The sequence below is a fragment of the Mycobacterium liflandii genome, assembly GCF_022354805.1.
GTDB classification, from domain to species: Bacteria; Actinomycetota; Actinomycetes; order Mycobacteriales; family Mycobacteriaceae; genus Mycobacterium; species Mycobacterium marinum.
Genome location: NZ_CP023138.1, coordinates 6,029,660 through 6,046,395, shown reverse-complemented (window position 1 = coordinate 6,046,395; position 16,736 = coordinate 6,029,660). Strand labels below are relative to the sequence as shown.

Sequence of the window (16,736 nt, the reverse complement as noted above, 5' to 3'; positions counted from 1 at the left end):
CCGGAGCCCTGGGTCAGAAGGCGGCGGCCTGACCGTCTCGGCGTGGGTCACTGGCGGCCAGGTAGCCATGCTCGAGCCGCCAAATCGCTTGGCAGCTACCGAACTCGTTGTAGTCCTCGACGGTAACCAGATCGTGGCCACGGCGGCGCAACTCGTCCAGCGTCGACGGTGGAAAGCCCTTCTCACAGCTGACTTTCAATCCCTGGACCCATCGGAATCGGGGACCGTCACATGCCGCTTGCGGATTCTGGTCGTAGTCGGCGATGCGGACCATCATCTGTACATGTCCTTGGGGCTGCATCTGGGCGCCCATCACGCCGAAACTGAGTACCGGGGCGCCGTCCTTGGTGACAAAACCGGGAATGATGGTGTGGTAGGGGCGTTTTCGGGGTCCGACCTGGTTCGGGTGTCCTGGTGTTGCAACAAAACCCGATCCCCTGTTTTGCAGTGATATCCCTGTTCCGGGCACCACCACGCCGGAACCGAACCCCATATAGTTCGACTGGATCATCGATACCATCAAGCCGTCGGCATCGGCTGCCGTGAGATAGATGGTCCCCCCTTTGGGGGTCCCGGCCGAAGCTGGCTTTGCCTGTTTGAGGTCGATCAGTGCCGCCCGCCCTCTGAGGTATTCCTTGTCGAGGAGTTGGTCGGGCCCCACCGTCATGTGGTCGATATCGGCCAGCTGGTGCTGGGCATCGCTGAAAGCCAGCTTCAGCGCCTCGATCTGCAGGTGCACGCTGTCGGCGGAATCGACTGGATAACAGGACATGTCGAACTGGTCGAGGATCCCGAGCGCGATCAGCGCCACGATGCCCTGGCCGTTGGGCGGAATCTCGTGGATGGTGTAGTCGCGGTAGTTTGTGCTGATGGTGCCGACCCAGTCGGTGCGGTGCGCGGCCAGATCGCTGGCGCGCAGCGCTGCGTCATTGGCCCGCGCGTGCGCTTCCAGCTTGTCGGCCAGCTCGCCTCGGTAAAACGCTGCCCCCGTGCTGGCGGCGATCTTCTCGAGTGTGTCCGCGTGGTCGGGAAAGGTGAACAGCTCGCCGGGCTTCGGCGCCCGACCGCCGGGCAGGAACGCCTCAGCGAATCCGGGCTGGTCCGCGAACAGGGCCACTTGAGCCTGCCATTGTGCGGATACCTTTGGTGATACCAGAAAGCCGTTGCGGCCGTAAGTGATAGCGGGACCGAAGAGCCGTTCAAAGGGCAGCTTGCCGAACTTGGCGTGCAGGTCCACCCATGCCGATACGGCGCCCGGCACGGTCACCGAATTCCAGCCGAGCATCGGAACGTCCTTGCCGCAGAAGTATTCCGGCGTCCACGCCGCAGGCGAGCGGCCGGATGCGTTGAGCCCATGCAGCTGTTGGCCGTCCCAGACGATGGCGAAGGCGTCCGAGCCGATGCCGTTGGACACCGGTTCCACCAGGGTGAGGGTGATGGCGGTGGCGATAGCGGCGTCGACGGCGTTCCCGCCTTCGGCAAGCATCCGAAGACCCGCTTGGGCGGCCAGCGGCTGTGAGGTGCACACGGCGTTGGCGGCCAGGATGGGCGTGTGCGGCCATGCGTACGGAAAGGTCCAGCCGAAGGGCGAGGCGGATCCGGCAGATGAGGTCACCGCCGGATCGTTGCACGTAGCTGCGGCGGGCTCAATTGAGGTGGCCGGCTCCCGGCGGGCGCCGGGGCTACGCCACCAGCAGTGGCGCCATCCAGGTCAGCTCCGCGGGCAGTTGCGAGCTCCAGAATCCGCCGTTGTGCCCGCCGGGGGAGAATCCGCCCGCGGGCGGATTCGGAAGTTGAGCGATGAACTGCTTGGTCGCGCTGTAGAACGGATCGCTGTCGCCACAATCCACTCGGATCGGGATCGAGCCGAGTGCCGGCATGCCCCATACCGAGTTGGCCGCATAGTCGGCGGCCCCGTCGAAGGCTCCCGGTGCGGCCGCGCCGGCCGAGGTCCACAGCGCCGGGCTCACCGCACAGATCGCCGCGGTGCGGGCCGGGCCGAGCCGTCCGCCCAGCAGCAATGCGCCGTAGCCGCCCATCGACCAGCCGAGGAAGGCCACCCGTGAGGTGTCCAGGCGCTGGGAATCCAGCATCGGGATGAGTTCGTCGAGCACCATGGCCCCGGAGTCCTCCCCGGACGCTCGCTTGTGCCAGTAGCTACCCCCGCCGTCGACGGCCACCACCGCGAACGGCGGCAACCCGGCGTTGACGGCCTGGGCGAGGCCCTGCTCGACCCCGCCGGCCATCACGGTGGCCGCGTCACTGCCCTTACCGTGGAGCGCGATCACCGGCCGCAGCGGCTGGGTCTGGCCGGGCGGGCGGGCGATCGCCCAGTTCGTCGTGATCCCGCCTTGAGCCGCTGACACAAACGAGCCGGTGGTCATCGTCGGAGCTGCCTGCGCGGGCGGGGGCGGATCGAGCGGCCGTGCCGGAGCCAATGGAACGTTTGTGCCAATCGGCGGCGCGGGCGCGGCGCGCGAAGTCCGCGGCAAAAGCGCCATGTCGAGTGCATATGCGCCGACCGCGCCAAGGGTGGCGCTGGCGCCGAGACCGAGCACGGCGCGGCGGCTGAGGTCTGGCATGCGGGCCATCATGCCATGGACGTTTGGCGAAAATGGCAATGCAGTACCACTTTTGCTGGCAGCATGTGTGGGCGTGACGGCAGCTGTTACTCGAAAAGGAGAACGTCGGCGGTATGCGTTGGTAAGTGCCGCCGCCGAGCTGCTTGGCGAGGGTGGGTTCGAAGCGGTGCGCCACCGGGCGGTCGCGCGGCGGGCTGGACTGCCGCTGGCGTCGACCACTTACTACTTCTCTTCCCTAGACGATTTGATCGCCCGGGCGGTCGAACACGTCGGGATGATCGAGGTGGCGCAATTACGGGCCAGGGTCAACGCGCTGTCGCGGCGGCGTCGGGGCCCTGAAACCACCGCCGACGTGCTTGTTGACCTCCTGCTGGGGGATGTCTCCAGTCCTGGGCTCGCTGAGCAGCTGATATCGCGATATGAGCGCAATATCGCTTGTACCCGCCTGCCGGCGTTGCGCGAAAGCATGCGTCGCAGCTTGCGTCAGCGTGCTGAGGCGGTCGCCGAGGCCATCGAACGATCCGGGCGTTCCGTGCGCATCGAACTGGTGTGCACATTGATCTGCGCGGTCGACGGCTCGGTGGTGTCCGCCCTGGTAGAGGGGCGGGATCCGCGTGCCGCGGCGCTGGCGACGGTGGTCGATCTGATCGACGTGCTGGCGCCGGTCGATCAGCGGCCGGTCCAGGTCTAGCGCCTGGCTGTAGGCGCCGGGGTCAGGCCGGCCGGCAGGGTCGGCGTCAGGATGTAACCGCTGGTGAGGTCTCCGTAGACGGTGATGTCGGCGGGGCATCGTTCGGCGTACAACGCCACATAGGCGCACACGACGGCATCGACCGGGTCTTCGGCGCGGCGCAGCTCGCACTTGCGCTGCGCGGTCACCACCTGCCGGCGCAACGAGAGCCAGTCCTGGTTCCCGGTCACCTGCAGCGGCACCGGCGCGGTGCGCAGTGCTTCGACCTCGTCCATCAGTCGCAGCAGCTCCGATCTGAGCCGATCGACGCTGCGGCCAGGTTTGGCCTTGTATTTCAAGGTGCGTGGCAGCCGAAACAGGGCCACCGTGGCCGCGCGTGGATAGACCTCGATGGCGCGCCGGGAAGCGGGGGAGAAGGGGTCGATATCAAGGCTCAGGGAGTCGGCCAGGCGTGCGGCCCGCGGACCGCGGGCAAACTCGGGCTTTCCCGTGTTGACTGGATGTGCGCCCGCCTCGAACTTGCGAAAGTCCCGGTTGAGTGCGGTCTCGGCCGGCCGCTGGCCGGTGGCATTGGCCACCACCAGCGGCGCGTCGAAGGCGACCCGGCAAGCACCCCGCAGATAGGGCCCTAGCGCCGCGAGCACCGCGGCATCCTCGCGGACCGCGCCGGCGCAGACCAGGTGACCGTCCGAGTCGAGCACCGCGACGCCGGTCGGATTGCGACCGGCCCAGGCCAGATCCACGCCGGCGAAGTACACCTGGCCAGGGTAGGGCGGCCTCATCCGGGTGCCCCTACCTTGCCGACCGGTCGCCCGCATCCGGGATCTGGACCTGCCCGGAGTGCTCGACCGTAAGCTGTGTCTTCGTGAGGACCAAGTGAGCGTTCCCAACGTCCTGGCCGCCCGCTATGCCAGCGCCGAGATGGTTGCGATCTGGTCGCCGCAGGCCAAGGTGGTGGCCGAGCGGCGGCTCTGGCTGGCGGTGCTGCGGGCGCAGCGGGAGTTAGGCGCAAAGGGCACCGATGTTCCTGCCGACGCGATCGCCGACTACGAGCGGGTGATCGATGACGTGGACCTGGACTCGATCGCGTCCCGCGAGCGGGTGCTGCGCCACGACGTGAAGGCCCGCATCGAGGAATTCAACGCCCTGGCCGGCCACGAGCACGTGCACAAGGGGATGACCAGCCGGGACTTGACCGAGAACGTGGAGCAGCTGCAGATCCGGCAGTCGCTGGACCTGACCTTCGCTCACGGGGTGGCGGTGGCGGCGCGGCTGGCCGAGCGGGCGGTGGCCTACCGCGATCTGGTGATGGCCGGGCGCAGCCACAACGTCGCAGCGCAGGCCACCACGCTGGGCAAAAGATTCGCCTCGGCGGCCCAAGAGACACTGATTGCCCTGGTCCGGTTGCGGGAGTTGATCGACCGCTACCCGTTGCGCGGGATCAAGGGCCCGATGGGCACCGCCCAGGACATGCTCGATCTGCTGGACGGTGACTCGGCCAAGTTGACCGACCTCGAACAGCGGGTGGCCGACTTCCTGGGCTTCTCGACGGTGTTGACCAGTGTCGGGCAGGTCTACCCGCGTTCACTGGACCACGACGTGGTCTCCGCGCTGGTGCAGCTGGGCGCGGGTCCTTCCTCGTTGGCACACACCATCAGGCTGATGGCCGGCCACGAGCTGGTCATCGAAGGTTTCGCGCCGGGGCAGGTCGGTTCGTCGGCGATGCCGCACAAGATGAACACCCGCAGTTGCGAACGCGTCAATGGGCTTCAGGTGGTGCTGCGCGGATACGCCTCCATGGCCGCCGAGCTCGCCGGTGCGCAGTGGAACGAGGGCGACGTGTTCTGCTCGGTGGTGCGTCGAGTCGTGTTGCCGGACAGCTTCTTTGCCATTGACGGTCAGACCGAGACATTCCTGACGGTGCTGGACGAGTTCGGAGCCTATCCGGCGGTGATCGCGCGTGAGCTGGACCGCTACTTGCCGTTCCTGGCCACCACCAAGGTGCTGATGGCGGCGGTGCGCGCCGGTATGGGGCGGGAGTCGGCCCATCACGTGATCCGCGAACACGCGGTGGCCACGGCACTGGCGATGCGTGAACACGGGTCCGAACCCGACTTGCTGGACCGGTTGGCCGCCGATCCGCGGTTGCCGCTGGATCGCGCGGCACTGGACGCGGCGCTGGCCGACAAGGCGGCATTCACCGGTGCCGCGGCCGACCAGGTTGACCAGGTGGCCGCGCAGGTCGACGCTCTGGTGGGTCGCTACCCGGAGGCGGCCAAATACGCTCCGGGGGCAATTCTGTGACATCCGCCGGCGTGCTCTCCAAGATCGACTTCACCGATCTGGACAACTTCGCCGACGGTTTCCCGCACGCGCTGTTCGCGATCCATCGCCGCGAAGCACCGGTGTACTGGCACGAGCCGACCGACAACACCCCCGACGGAGAAGGCTTCTGGTCGGTGGCCACGTACCCGGAAACTCTCGAGGTGCTTCGTGATCCGGTGACCTACTCATCGGTTACCGGCGGCCAGCGTCCCTTTGGTGGCACCTTGTTGCAGGACCTGGCCATTGCGGGACAGGTGCTCAACATGATGGATGACCCGCGGCATGCGCAGATCCGGCGGCTGGTCAGCTCCGGGTTGACACCGCGGATGATCCGCCGGGTGGAGGACGACCTGCGTGCCCGGACCCGGCGGCTCCTGGACGCGGTGGTGCCGGGTGAACCTTTCGACTTCCTGGTGGACGTGGCCGCGGAACTGCCGATGCAGATGATCTGCATCCTGCTGGGAGTGCCTGAATCTGAACGGCATTGGCTATTCGAGGCCATTGAACCCCAGTTCGATTTCGGTGGCTCGCGCAAGGCGGCGGTTTCGCAGCTGTCGGTCGCGCAGACGGCCGAGGAGGCCGCGTCGCGGATGTACTCCTACGGCCAGGAGCTGATCGCATCCAAGCGTGCCGCGCCCACCGACGACATGTTGTCCGTGGTGGCCAACGCAATGGTGGACGGGGGAGATGAGCCGGCCCTGTCCGATCTCGAGCTGTACCTGTTCTTCAGCCTGCTGTTCAGCGCTGGGGCGGAGACGACACGCAACGCGGTGGCGGGCGGGCTGCTGGCGCTGGCCGAGCATCCAGAACAACTGCGCGCGCTGCGTGGCGATCTCGACTTGTTACCGACGGCGGTCGAGGAGATGGTGCGCTGGACGTCGCCGTCTCCGTCTAAACGGCGTACCGCCACCCGTGACGTCACCTTGGCCGGGTGCTCGATCGAGGCCGGGCAGAAGGTGCAGATCTGGGAAGGCTCTGCCAACCGCGATGCCCGGATATTCGACCACGCTGACGAGTTCGATATCACGCGAAAGCCAAACCCGCACTTGGGATTCGGGCAAGGCGTTCACTATTGTCTGGGGGCCAATCTGGCCCGGCTGGAGCTGCGCGTGCTATTCGAGGAGCTGCTCGGCCGGTTTGGTGTCGTGCTGGTTGGTCAGCCGGTCGAATGGACCCGCAGTAACCGGCACACCGGGATCCGACACCTGGTCGTAGAACTGTTTGGTGGGTAGCGCTATCGGGTAGCCGGCCCGGCTGACGCCATGGGTCGCGCTCGTCCTGGAGCTACCCGGGCGGCCATCGATGTGTGGTGGTGCATCTTCGCGCGACGGCCTACCCATCCGCTATAGTGTCCGATATCGGCTACTATTCTCATCTGCCGGGTGTCCACCGTCACAGGTCAAACCCCAAGTGAGACAAGTCGCTTCGGGTACCTAAGGTTGCTTTGGGTACCTATAGTTCGCGGTAGGTAGTGTGCGACGCGGCTCTTGGGATGGGCCGCTGAGGGGAGAAGACTCGATGACGGCGATTATGTGGATGGCCTCGCCGCCGGAGGTGCACTCGGGCTTGCTCAGCAGTGGCCCGGGCGCCGGTCCGATGCTGGCGTCTGCTGCCGCATGGAAGTCGTTGAGCGGCGAGTACGCCTCTGCCGCAGCGGAGCTCGCTGGCTTGGTGGGTGCGGTGCCCCAGGTGTGGTGGGGCCCGGCCGAGCAGAGTTATGCGGCTGCCAATGAGCGCTATCTTGCGTGGTTGACCCAGGTCAGCGCGGATTACGCGCGCCAGGCCGCCCTGGTCGACGTGGTGGTGGCCGCGTACGGCGCTGCGGTGGCGGCGATGCCGAGTTTGGTCGAACTGGCGGCAAACCACACCGTTCACGCGGTGCTGTCGGCGACGAATTTCTTCGGGGTCAATACGATCCCGATTGCCGTGAACGAGATGGACTATGTGCGGATGTGGGTCCAAGCGGCCGCCGTGATGGGCACCTACCAAATGATTACGCAGGGGGAGTTGCTAGCGGCGCCAAACATTGCCCCAGCCCCGTGGATACTCGTACCCGGCGGTGAAGCAGCCGCGGTCGTCGGCCCCGCGGCCTCGGCAGCTGCCGCGACACCACCGCTTGCAGCGCTGATCGCATTGATCGTTGCTGCGATAGAGACTCCCAGCATTGCCACCGTACTTGCGGCGCTGGTGGCCATTGTTGCATTTCCAGTGCAAGCGGTCGTATTTTTCTTCAGCACCCTTCTTGGTCAATTCTTTTCGTGGATTCCCGTAATTTCGTTGTCGTATGCCCAAATCATCATCGGGTACTTTGTCGGATTTCTCGCGGCAGCGCCGGTGCTCACTTCTGGCGCCGAGATTGCGGTGCCGGTGAGCGTGCCGCTCGGTGTGGGGCGCCACCTCTATGACGTGCAGATGGCGAATGCCGACCTCGCCGAGGTCGAACGGGTTGCGGAGAGATCCAGGGAGGTGCTGGTCAGCGCACATCACGCGATAGCGCCCCAGCCGCTGTCCGATTCGGTATCGACGGTGGCTTCGGTGGATGTGCCGGCGGTGGCGCCAAGTGATCAGGGTGCCGGCCCGTGGGGATTTGTCAGCACCGCCAGCAAGGGGATCGTGGCGCAGCCGAGCGGGCTTACCACGTTGGCTGGCGCCGAGGTTGGCGATGGCCCGGCAATGCCGATGCTGCCGGCCACTTGGTGGCCGGCATTGGCTACCGTCGCGGGCTGAGGCGCGGCGGGTGCGAGGGCGCTCGCGACTTGGGTTGGCCAGGGTCGCATCCCGGTAGGGACGAAGCGGTGCGGTTGGGCGGTCGGCGTTGCTGGTCGGCGCCTTCGGTGGCGGGGCCAAAGGCCCCTGCCTGGTGGGCGCGGATTCGGTTATCGTGAGTCATGCGCGCTCACTGAGTCGCAGGTGAGCGCACCGCGAAGGTATTGCTGGTGGCAACGATGAGGACTGCGAATGAGATAGCCGCAGCACGGCTTTCGATGCCGGCGCTGCGTGCCCTGCGGGACCGGTTCGTTGCCGGTCGGGTCGATTCGACATATCTGGATTCCACTCCGGTGCGGCGTATCGTCGCCGACAGCTGGCGGCGCAGCCTGGCGACCGGCGTGGACCCGGACCGCGGTGGCGGGCAGATCGCGCAGCTCTCCGACACCGTGGAGCGGCTGCGCAGTGCGCACCCACTGGCGCCGGTGCTTCCCCTCATTCGCCGCCTGCTGATCGATGATGCTGCCGACTCGGGCGTCATTGTTGCGGTGACGTCCGCCGACGGCACCTTGCTGTGGGTGGACGGTGACCGCCGCGCCTGTCGAAAAGCCGAGTCGATGGACTTCGTGCCCGGGGCCGACTGGAGTGAGCGCGGCGCCGGCACCAACGCTCCCGGAACCGCGCTGGCGCTGGATCGAGAGCTTCAGATTCGCGGATCAGAACACTTCTCCCGCTTGGTGCAACCGTGGAACTGCACCGCGGTGCCGGTGCACGACCCGTCGACCGGTGTGCTGATCGGGGCCATCGACCTCACCGGCGGCGAAAGCGTCGCCTCACCCCAGACGTTGGCGTTGTTGCGGGCCACCGGCGTCGCCGTGGAAAGCCAGCTGGCCCTGCTGCGCAGCGGCGCTGTGCAGCCGCAGCCGTCGCGACAGGCGCAACTGTCGGTGCTGGGTGCGCAGCGACCCTCCTGGCGGGTCGCGGGGATGGGCCCGACGATGTTGGCCGGTCGTCACGCCGACATCCTGGTCCTGCTCGACCGGCACCCCGAGGGGCTCAGTGCCGATCACCTCGCCGTGCTGCTCGATGACCGCGAACTCGATGTCGTGACTATTCGCGCGGAGATGTCCCGGCTGCGTCGCGTGGTGGGGGAGCACCTGATCGCCTCGCGTCCCTACCGGCTCACCGAACCCATCGCCACCGATGTCGGCGATGTCTTCGACGCCGTGCGTCGCGGCGACCTGGCCGAGGCGCTGCGCCACTACGCCGGTGCGTTGCTGCCGCAATCGGTGTCCCCGGGTATCGCGCGGGTGCGCACCGAACTCAGCAACACCTTGCGGGCCGCCGTTGTCGCATCCAATGATGCCGATCTCCTGGCGAATTGGCTCAGGCTGCCGGAGGCGCGCGATGACCGGCAAGGCTGGCGAATGCTCTACGACCGCTCGCCGGCCGGCTCGCCATGGCGGGCGCAGGCCCAGGGCCACCTGGCTGGCCTGGACTTCGATCTGGCCTGAGGTTTCGCCGTTGCGGGGGCGTGCAACGGTGCTGCAACCCTCACGTTCCTAGATTTGTGATGACCGACACATTTTCGGGGTGGCACAAACTTCATACAGCCCCATCAAGCCAGGTTAAGGCAGGTGAAACCATGACCGTGTTCGCACGTCCGGGCGCGCACAGTTCATTGATGACTTTCGAGTCCCGCTACGGCAACTTCATCGGCGGCGAGTGGGTCGCGCCGGCCGCAGGCGAGTACTTCGAGGACCTAACCCCGGTAACCGGCGCACCGTTCTGCGAGGTGCCACGCTCCACCGATGTCGATGTCGAAAAGGCACTCGACGCGGCCCACGCCGCGGCGCCCGCCTGGGGCAAGGCCGCACCCGCCGAGCGGGCAGCGATTCTGCACAAGATCGCCGATCGGATGGAGGCGAACCTCGAAGCGCTAGCGCTGGCCGAGTCCTGGGACAACGGCAAGCCGATCCGCGAGACGCTCAACGCCGACATTCCGCTGGCGATCGACCACTTCCGGTACTTCGCCGGGGCCATCCGCGCCCAGGAAGGCTCGCTGAGCCAAATCGACTCCGACACCGTGGCCTATCACTTCCATGAACCGCTGGGCGTGGTGGGTCAGATCATCCCGTGGAACTTCCCGCTGTTGATGGCCACCTGGAAGCTGGCCCCCGCCCTGGCCGCCGGCAACGCCGTTGTGCTCAAGCCCGCCGAGCAGACCCCGGCCTCGATCCTGTACCTGATGAGTCTGATCGGTGACCTGCTACCCGCCGGTGTGGTCAACGTGGTCAACGGATTTGGGGTCGAGGCCGGCAAGCCGCTGGCATCGAGCAACCGAATCGCCAAGATCGCCTTCACCGGAGAGACCACCACCGGACGGCTGATCATGCAATATGCCAGCCAGAACCTGATCCCGGTGACGCTGGAGCTGGGCGGCAAGAGCCCCAACATCTTCTTCTCCGACGTGCTGGCCGCCCACGACGACTACCAGGACAAGGCGCTGGAGGGCTTCACCATGTTCGCCCTCAACCAGGGCGAGGTGTGCACCTGCCCGTCCCGCGGCCTGATTCAGGCCGACATCTACGACCGGTTCCTGGAACTGGCGGCGATCCGCACCAAGACCGTGCGCCAGGGGGATCCACTCGACACCGAGACCATGATCGGCGCGCAGGCCTCCAACGACCAGCTGCAAAAGATCTTGTCCTACATCGAGATCGGCAAAGAGGAGGGTGCGCGGGTGGTCACCGGGGGTGAGCGTTGCGAACTGGGCGGCGACCTCAACGGCGGCTACTACGTGCAGCCCACCATCTTCGAAGGCACCAACAACATGCGCATCTTCCAAGAGGAGATCTTCGGCCCGGTGGTCTCGGTCACCTCGTTCACCGATTACGACGACGCGATCCGCATCGCCAACGACACCCCCTACGGGCTGGGCGCGGGTGTGTGGAGCCGTGACGGCAACACCGCGTATCGGGCCGGGCGTGACATCAAGGCCGGCCGCGTCTGGACGAACTGCTACCACGCCTATCCCGCCCACGCGGCGTTCGGCGGCTACAAGCAGTCCGGCATCGGACGCGAGAACCACAAGATGATGCTCGACCACTACCAGCAGACCAAGAACCTGCTGGTGTCCTACGGCAGCAAGGCCCAGGGCTTCTTCTGATCGCGTTTCGAAAAAGACCCACCAATAAGACCGTCAACGATTGGAACCGTCATGACCCAGACACTGGCTAACCCAGGTGCAACGCAGGCGACCGAAACCCTGCGCGCGGCGGTCGTCACCGGATTCGGCGAGCCGTTGCAGATCAAGGAACTCGCGTTGCCCACCCCGGGCTACGGTGAGGCACTTGTCAAACTCGAGACCTCGGGTGTGTGCCACACCGATCTGCATGCGGCACATGGAGATTGGCCGGTCAAGCCGGCCCCGCCGTTCGTTCCCGGGCATGAAGGCTGCGGCACCGTGGTCGCGCTCGGGGACGGCGTCACCGACCTGAAGGTCGGCGACAAGGTGGGCAATGCCTGGCTGTGGTCGGCGTGCGGCAGCTGCGAACAGTGCCGTACCGGATGGGAAACGCTGTGCGAAAACCAGCGCAATGGCGGCTACACCGTCAACGGCAGCTTCGGCACCTACATGCTGGTCAACGCCGACTACGCGGCACGCATCCCCGACGGTGCCGACCCGCTCGAGGTCGCGCCGATCCTGTGCGCCGGTGTCACCGTCTACAAGGGGCTCAAGGTGACCGACACCCGGCCGGGCCAGTGGGTCGCCATTTCAGGAATCGGCGGGCTCGGCCATGTTGCCGTGCAGTACGCCCGCGCGATGGGCTTGCGGGTGGTGGCCATCGACATCGATGACGACAAGCTCGCGCTGGCCGCCCGGCTGGGCGCCGAACTGGTGGTCAATGCCCGTACCAGCGATGTCGTCGCGCAGGTGCAAGAAGCCACCGGCGGGGTGCACGGCGTCCTGGTCACCGCCGTGCATCCGCAGGCGTTTGGGCAGGCCATCGGGCTGGCGCGGCGCGGCGCGGCGGAACGATCGTGTTCAACGGGCTACCCCCGGGGGACTTCCCGGCGCCGATCTTCGACATCGTGCTCAAGGGCCTGACGATTCGCGGTTCGATTGTCGGCACCCGCCAGGACATGGCCGAGGCGCTGGACTTCTACGCCCGCGGTTTGATTCACCCCACGGTGGAAGGCGCCGCGCTCGAAGACATCAACCACGTCTTCGAGCGCATGGAGCGCGGCCAGATCGACGGCCGCGTCGTCATCGACTACCGGTAGCGAAGCCTGACCCCGGCCGCCCGCAATTCAAGTGCGGCCAGGCCGCGGATGATGGCCGGATCCTCGCGGCGCCAGCCACCAACCGGATCCGCGCTGACGGCCGCCAGCTTGGCCGCTGGACGGTTGGTCAACGCCCGAAGGGCCAGCAGCTGCTGGCCCGCCGCCGTGGCGGCCAGGGCCGTCACGGTCCACTTGCGCCGGAAGAACCGCAACCGTAGGAACAACCACGGCATGGCCACGGCCAGGATCGGCGTGGCGGCCACCGCGAGTGCGAGCACGATCGCCAGCCAGCTCGCCGTGGAATCCAGATTGTGTCCGGCCTCGGCGATGCCGAGTGCGGCGTCGGCCGCGGCGGCAATCGGCTTGCTGACCGCATCGCCCACCAACGGGATGTGCTGGGCGCCGTGCCCCGCCGAGGCCAAGTTGCCCGCGACCCCTTGCGAGCCGGTCTCGATCTGGTGCCCCGCTTCGGCGATCGCCGAGATGGCGCGGTGCACGGCGATGCCGACGAATACCCACAGCGTGGTCCAGACGGCCACGGTGATATCGCTGAACAATTGGATCGCCAACCGGAGCGGCCTGGTGGAGTAGGGCAAGAACCGCGATTTCATACCACTGATACCAGCACAGCTCCCGGCAGAATGGGGCGGTCTGGTTGCCCGATAGGCTGGCCCGATGCGCCCCCAATTGTCCGACTACCAGCACCTGGCCAGCGGCAAGGTTCGCGAGCTATACCGCGTGGACGACGAGCATCTGCTGCTGGTCGCCTCCGACCGGATCTCGGCCTACGACTACGTGCTCGACAGCATGATCCCGGACAAGGGCCGCATCCTGACCGCGATGAGCGTGTTTTTCTTCGGCCTGGTCGACGCCCCCAACCACCTGGCCGGCCCCCCGGACGACCCGCGGATCCCCGACGAGGTACTTGGTCGCGCGCTGGTGGTGCGCCAGCTGGAGATGCTTCCGGTGGAATGCGTGGCCCGCGGCTACCTGACCGGGTCAGGGCTGCTGGACTACCAGGCGAGTGGGAAGGTCTGCGGTATCGCCCTGCCGCCTGGCCTGGTCGAGGCCAGCAAGTTCGCCGAGCCACTGTTCACCCCGGCCACCAAGGCCGAGCTGGGTGACCACGATGAAAACATTTCCTTCGCCCAAGTGATCGAGACGGTTGGCGGGGTACGCGCCATCCAGCTGCGCGACCGCACCCTGCAGATCTACGTCAAGGCCGCCGACCACGCCCTGACCAGAGGAATCATCATCGCCGACACCAAGTTCGAATTCGGCGCCGACCGCGACGGTAACCTGCTGCTGGCCGATGAGATCTTCACCCCCGATTCGTCGCGGTACTGGCCCGCCGATGAGTACCGGGCCGGGGTGGTCCAGAACAGCTTCGACAAGCAATTCGTCCGCAACTGGCTTACCAGTGCGGAATCCGGTTGGGACCGCGGCGGTGATCAGCCGCCACCCTCGTTGCCGGATCACATCATCGAAGCCACACGGGAGCAATACATCGAAGCCTACGAACGAATTTCGGGTCTCAGTTTCGGTGAATGGATCGGGCCGGGCGCATGACCGATCCCACCCTTCCCCCCGTCGCCAAGCGCGTGGAGATTCGCCGGGAGCACCACGGCGACGTCTTTGTAGACCCCTACGAGTGGCTGCGCGACAAGGACAGCGTCGAAGTCATCGCACATCTCGAGGCCGAAAACACCTATACCGATCAGACCACCGCGCATCTCGAGCCGTTGCGGCAGAAGATCTTCGATGAGATCAAAGCCCGCACCAAGGAAACGGATCTCTCGGTTCCGACGCGACGCGGCAACTGGTGGTACTACGCCCGCACGTTCGAGGGAAGACAGTACGGCGTGCACTGTCGTTGCCCGGCCGCAGACCCGGACGACTGGAATCCGCCGCAATTCGACGAGCACACCGAGATACCGGGCGAACAGGTTCTGCTCGACGAGAACGAGGAAGCCGAAGGCCACGATTTCTTCGCCTTGGGCGCGGCCAGTGTCAGCCTGGACGACAACGTGCTGGCCTATTCGGTAGATGTGGTCGGCGACGAGCGTTACACCTTGCGGTTCAAAGACTTACGCACCGGCCAGCGCTACCCGGATGAAATCGCAGACATCGGCGCGGGCGCGACATGGGCCGCCGACCACCGCACCGTCTACTACATCACCGTTGACGCCGCCTGGCGCCCGGACACGGTGTGGCGCTACCGACTCGGCTCACCCGGATCGTCGGAACGGGTCTACCACGAACCCGACGAACGATTCTGGCTGGGCGTCGGACGTACCCGCAGCAACAAATACATTTTCATCGCGGCGGGCTCCTCGGTGACCTCCGAGATGCGCTACGCGGATTCGGCCGACCCCAGCGCCCAATTCACCATCGTGCTGCCGCGCCGCGAGGGCGTCGAGTATTCGGTGGAACACGCCGTGATCGGTGGGCAGGACAGGTTCCTCATCCTGCACAAAGACGGCGCGGTGAACTTCACCCTGGTGGAGGCACCGGTCGACGACCCGACCCGGCAACGCACCCTCATCCCACATCGCGAGGACGTGCGCCTGGACGGCGTGGACGCCTTTGCCGCCCACCTGGTGGTCAGCTACCGCATCGAGGCGTTGCCCCGCATCCAGCTGTGGCCGCTGACCGCCGACGGTGATTACGGCGAGGTCGAAGACGTCGTGTTCGACTCCGAGCTGATGTCGGCCGGCCTGGGCGCCAATCCCAATTGGGATTGCCCCAAATTGCGAGTAGGCGCAGGATCTTTCATCACCCCGGTGCGCATCTACGACATCGACTTTTGCACCGGTGAGCGCACCTTGCTGCGAGAGCAGCCGGTGCTGGGTGGCTATCGTCGCGAAGACTATGTCGAGCGCCGTGACTGGGCTCATGCCGAAGACGGCACCCGTATCCCGATCTCGATCGTGTATCGCGGCGGCATCCAGCTTCCGGCGCCGGCAATGATCTACGGCTACGGCGCTTACGAGATATGTGAAGACCCACGCTTTTCCATCGCGCGATTGTCACTGCTGGATCGGGGAATGGTGTTCGTCATCGCCCACGTTCGTGGCGGTGGCGAGATGGGTCGGTTGTGGTACGAACACGGAAAGTTGTTGCAGAAGAAGAACACCTTTACCGACTTCATCGCGGTGGCGGAGCATCTGGTGGAATCGGGCCTGACCCAGCCGGAACGTCTGGTGGCATTGGGGGCAGCGCGGGAGGGCTGCTGATGGGTGCGGTGGCCAACATGGCTCCGGAACTCTTCGCCGGAATTCTTGCCCAGGTGCCCTTCGTGGATCCGCTGACCACGATTCTGGATCCGTCGCTACCGCTTACCGTCACCGAATGGGACGAGTGGGGAAACCCGTTGAGCGACAGCGAAGTCTATGCCTACATGAAGTCATACTCGCCGTATGAGAACGTCGCGGACCGGCGGTATCCGGCCATCTTGGCGATGACTTCGCTCAACGATACCCGGGTGTACTTCGTGGAGCCGGCCAAATGGGTTGCCGCGCTTCGTCATGCCAACGGTGACGGCAATCAGGTGCTGCTGAAGACGCAGATGAACGCCGGGCACGGCGGTATCAGCGGGCGATACGAACGCTGGAAGGAAACCGCCTTCCAATACGCGTGGTTACTGGCAGCCGCCGGTTGCGACGATAGCGGCGGCGGCTAGGAATACGAGCTCCTCGGCGCTGCGCACAGATAGCCGCGTCGTCATCGACTTGGGTGGGCTGGGCATCCGGGCGGCATAGATGTTGGCGGGGAACATCGCCAGCATCAGGATCAGCAAGCACAGTGCCGCTGCCACCCGGGTGACCGGCAGCAGCAGGCCGGCGGCGCCCAGCAGTTCCAGCGCTCCGGTGATGGAGACCAATAGCCCGGGCGCCGGCAGCCGGGGCGGCACGATCGCGACGAGGTCGCCGCGTAGCGGCGGCGCGAAATGCGCGATGCCGGTCAGGGTGAACATTGCCGCCAGTCCGACCGCGATCGCGGCGGACCAGCTGTCCAGGTAAGCGACGCCGAGCTGGCCGATGATGCGGGCCACGATGCTGCCCAGCACCAGGGTGATCATCGGTGCCATCTGAGCCTCCCAACAATCTAGTCGATGACAAGATTGACCGTCAGGCTAACCCGCG

12 protein-coding genes and 2 pseudogenes are annotated in these 16,736 nt (G+C 66.1%); 9 read left to right on the top strand and 5 right to left on the bottom strand.

What is annotated here, in order from left to right; translation table 11 throughout:
- Window positions 1-13: 13 nt before the first annotated feature.
- Together CKW46_RS27005 and CKW46_RS27000 are read right to left on the bottom strand one after the other, a co-directional pair.
- The gene (locus CKW46_RS27005; RefSeq protein ID WP_482052604.1) at window positions 14-1,615 is read right to left on the bottom strand and encodes a gamma-glutamyltransferase family protein; all 1,602 of its coding nucleotides are present in this window, start codon (window positions 1,613-1,615) and stop codon (window positions 14-16) included.
- Window positions 1,616-1,682: 67 nt separating this feature from the next.
- The gene (locus CKW46_RS27000) at window positions 1,683-2,594 is read right to left on the bottom strand and encodes an alpha/beta hydrolase-fold protein (protein WP_482052603.1); all 912 of its coding nucleotides are present in this window, start codon (window positions 2,592-2,594) and stop codon (window positions 1,683-1,685) included.
- A 55-nt stretch (window positions 2,595-2,649) separates the two neighbouring features.
- Here CKW46_RS27000 and CKW46_RS26995 point away from each other — a divergent pair, with 55 nt between their 5' ends.
- A complete protein-coding gene (locus CKW46_RS26995) occupies window positions 2,650-3,273 on the top strand; it encodes a TetR/AcrR family transcriptional regulator (RefSeq protein WP_117437718.1) in 624 nt (207 codons plus the stop codon).
- Here the strand turns inward: CKW46_RS26995 and CKW46_RS26990 are convergent.
- Complete coding sequence (locus tag CKW46_RS26990; RefSeq protein ID WP_041300650.1) at window positions 3,270-4,031, bottom strand: DUF429 domain-containing protein; 762 nt, start codon at window positions 4,029-4,031, stop codon at window positions 3,270-3,272. The genes CKW46_RS26995 and CKW46_RS26990 overlap by 4 nt on opposite strands.
- Before the next feature lie 118 nt (window positions 4,032-4,149).
- Between CKW46_RS26990 and purB the strand changes: the two genes are divergently transcribed.
- The 6 genes and pseudogenes from purB to adhP all read left to right on the top strand — a co-directional run bounded on the left by purB (window position 4,150) and on the right by adhP (window position 12,591).
- Window positions 4,150-5,577, top strand: coding sequence for an adenylosuccinate lyase (gene purB / locus CKW46_RS26985; protein WP_482052602.1), 1,428 nt, complete (start codon window positions 4,150-4,152; stop codon window positions 5,575-5,577).
- On the top strand, window positions 5,574-6,830 hold the full coding sequence (locus CKW46_RS26980) for a cytochrome P450 (RefSeq protein ID WP_015357303.1): 1,257 nt from the start codon (window positions 5,574-5,576) through the stop codon (window positions 6,828-6,830). The genes purB and CKW46_RS26980 overlap by 4 nt, the downstream gene beginning before the upstream one ends.
- A gap of 286 nt (window positions 6,831-7,116) precedes the next feature.
- A complete protein-coding gene (locus CKW46_RS26975; protein WP_482052601.1) occupies window positions 7,117-8,325 on the top strand; it encodes a PPE family protein in 1,209 nt (402 codons plus the stop codon).
- A gap of 257 nt (window positions 8,326-8,582) precedes the next feature.
- Window positions 8,583-9,818 (top strand): GAF domain-containing protein, encoded by a 1,236-nt coding sequence (locus CKW46_RS26970; protein WP_015357302.1) that lies wholly within the window; start codon window positions 8,583-8,585, stop codon window positions 9,816-9,818.
- A gap of 131 nt (window positions 9,819-9,949) precedes the next feature.
- Window positions 9,950-11,473 (top strand): aldehyde dehydrogenase, encoded by a 1,524-nt coding sequence (gene adh, locus CKW46_RS26965; protein WP_117437714.1) that lies wholly within the window; start codon window positions 9,950-9,952, stop codon window positions 11,471-11,473.
- Window positions 11,474-11,524: 51 nt separating this feature from the next.
- Window positions 11,525-12,591 (top strand): annotated as a pseudogene (adhP, locus tag CKW46_RS26960) (alcohol dehydrogenase AdhP).
- Here adhP and CKW46_RS26955 read toward each other — a convergent pair.
- Window positions 12,582-13,202, bottom strand: a complete 621-nt coding sequence (locus tag CKW46_RS26955) for a hypothetical protein (protein WP_012396440.1) — start codon at window positions 13,200-13,202, stop codon at window positions 12,582-12,584. The pseudogene adhP and the gene CKW46_RS26955 sit on opposite strands and share 10 nt — an antisense overlap.
- 64 nt (window positions 13,203-13,266) lie before the next feature.
- On the opposite strand from CKW46_RS26955, the gene CKW46_RS26950 reads away from it, so the two are divergent.
- Window positions 13,267-14,160, top strand: a complete 894-nt coding sequence (locus CKW46_RS26950; protein ID WP_117437711.1) for a phosphoribosylaminoimidazolesuccinocarboxamide synthase — start codon at window positions 13,267-13,269, stop codon at window positions 14,158-14,160.
- Window positions 14,157-16,273 (top strand): annotated as a pseudogene (locus CKW46_RS26945) (S9 family peptidase). The gene CKW46_RS26950 and the pseudogene CKW46_RS26945 overlap by 4 nt, the downstream one beginning before the upstream one ends.
- Here the strand turns inward: CKW46_RS26945 and CKW46_RS26940 are convergent.
- Entirely contained in the window at window positions 16,232-16,681 is a 450-nt protein-coding gene (locus tag CKW46_RS26940; RefSeq protein ID WP_011738826.1) for a DoxX family protein, read from the bottom strand. The pseudogene CKW46_RS26945 and the gene CKW46_RS26940 overlap by 42 nt on opposite strands.
- Between the last annotated feature and the right edge of the window lie 55 nt (window positions 16,682-16,736).

Excerpts from the sequence above, each read along its gene's own strand:
- CKW46_RS27000 (WP_482052603.1), bottom strand. The coding sequence starts at position 2,594 with ATGATGGCCCGCATGCCAGACCTCAGCCGCCGCGCCGTGCTCGGTCTC.
- CKW46_RS26975 (WP_482052601.1), top strand. The coding sequence starts at position 7,117 with ATGACGGCGATTATGTGGATGGCCTCGCCGCCGGAGGTGCACTCGGGC.
- CKW46_RS26970 (WP_015357302.1), top strand. The coding sequence starts at position 8,583 with ATGCCGGCGCTGCGTGCCCTGCGGGACCGGTTCGTTGCCGGTCGGGTC.
- adh (WP_117437714.1), top strand. The coding sequence starts at position 9,950 with ATGACCGTGTTCGCACGTCCGGGCGCGCACAGTTCATTGATGACTTTC.
- CKW46_RS26955 (WP_012396440.1), bottom strand. The coding sequence starts at position 13,202 with ATGAAATCGCGGTTCTTGCCCTACTCCACCAGGCCGCTCCGGTTGGCG.
- CKW46_RS26950 (WP_117437711.1), top strand. The coding sequence starts at position 13,267 with ATGCGCCCCCAATTGTCCGACTACCAGCACCTGGCCAGCGGCAAGGTT.
- CKW46_RS26940 (WP_011738826.1), bottom strand. The coding sequence starts at position 16,681 with ATGGCACCGATGATCACCCTGGTGCTGGGCAGCATCGTGGCCCGCATC.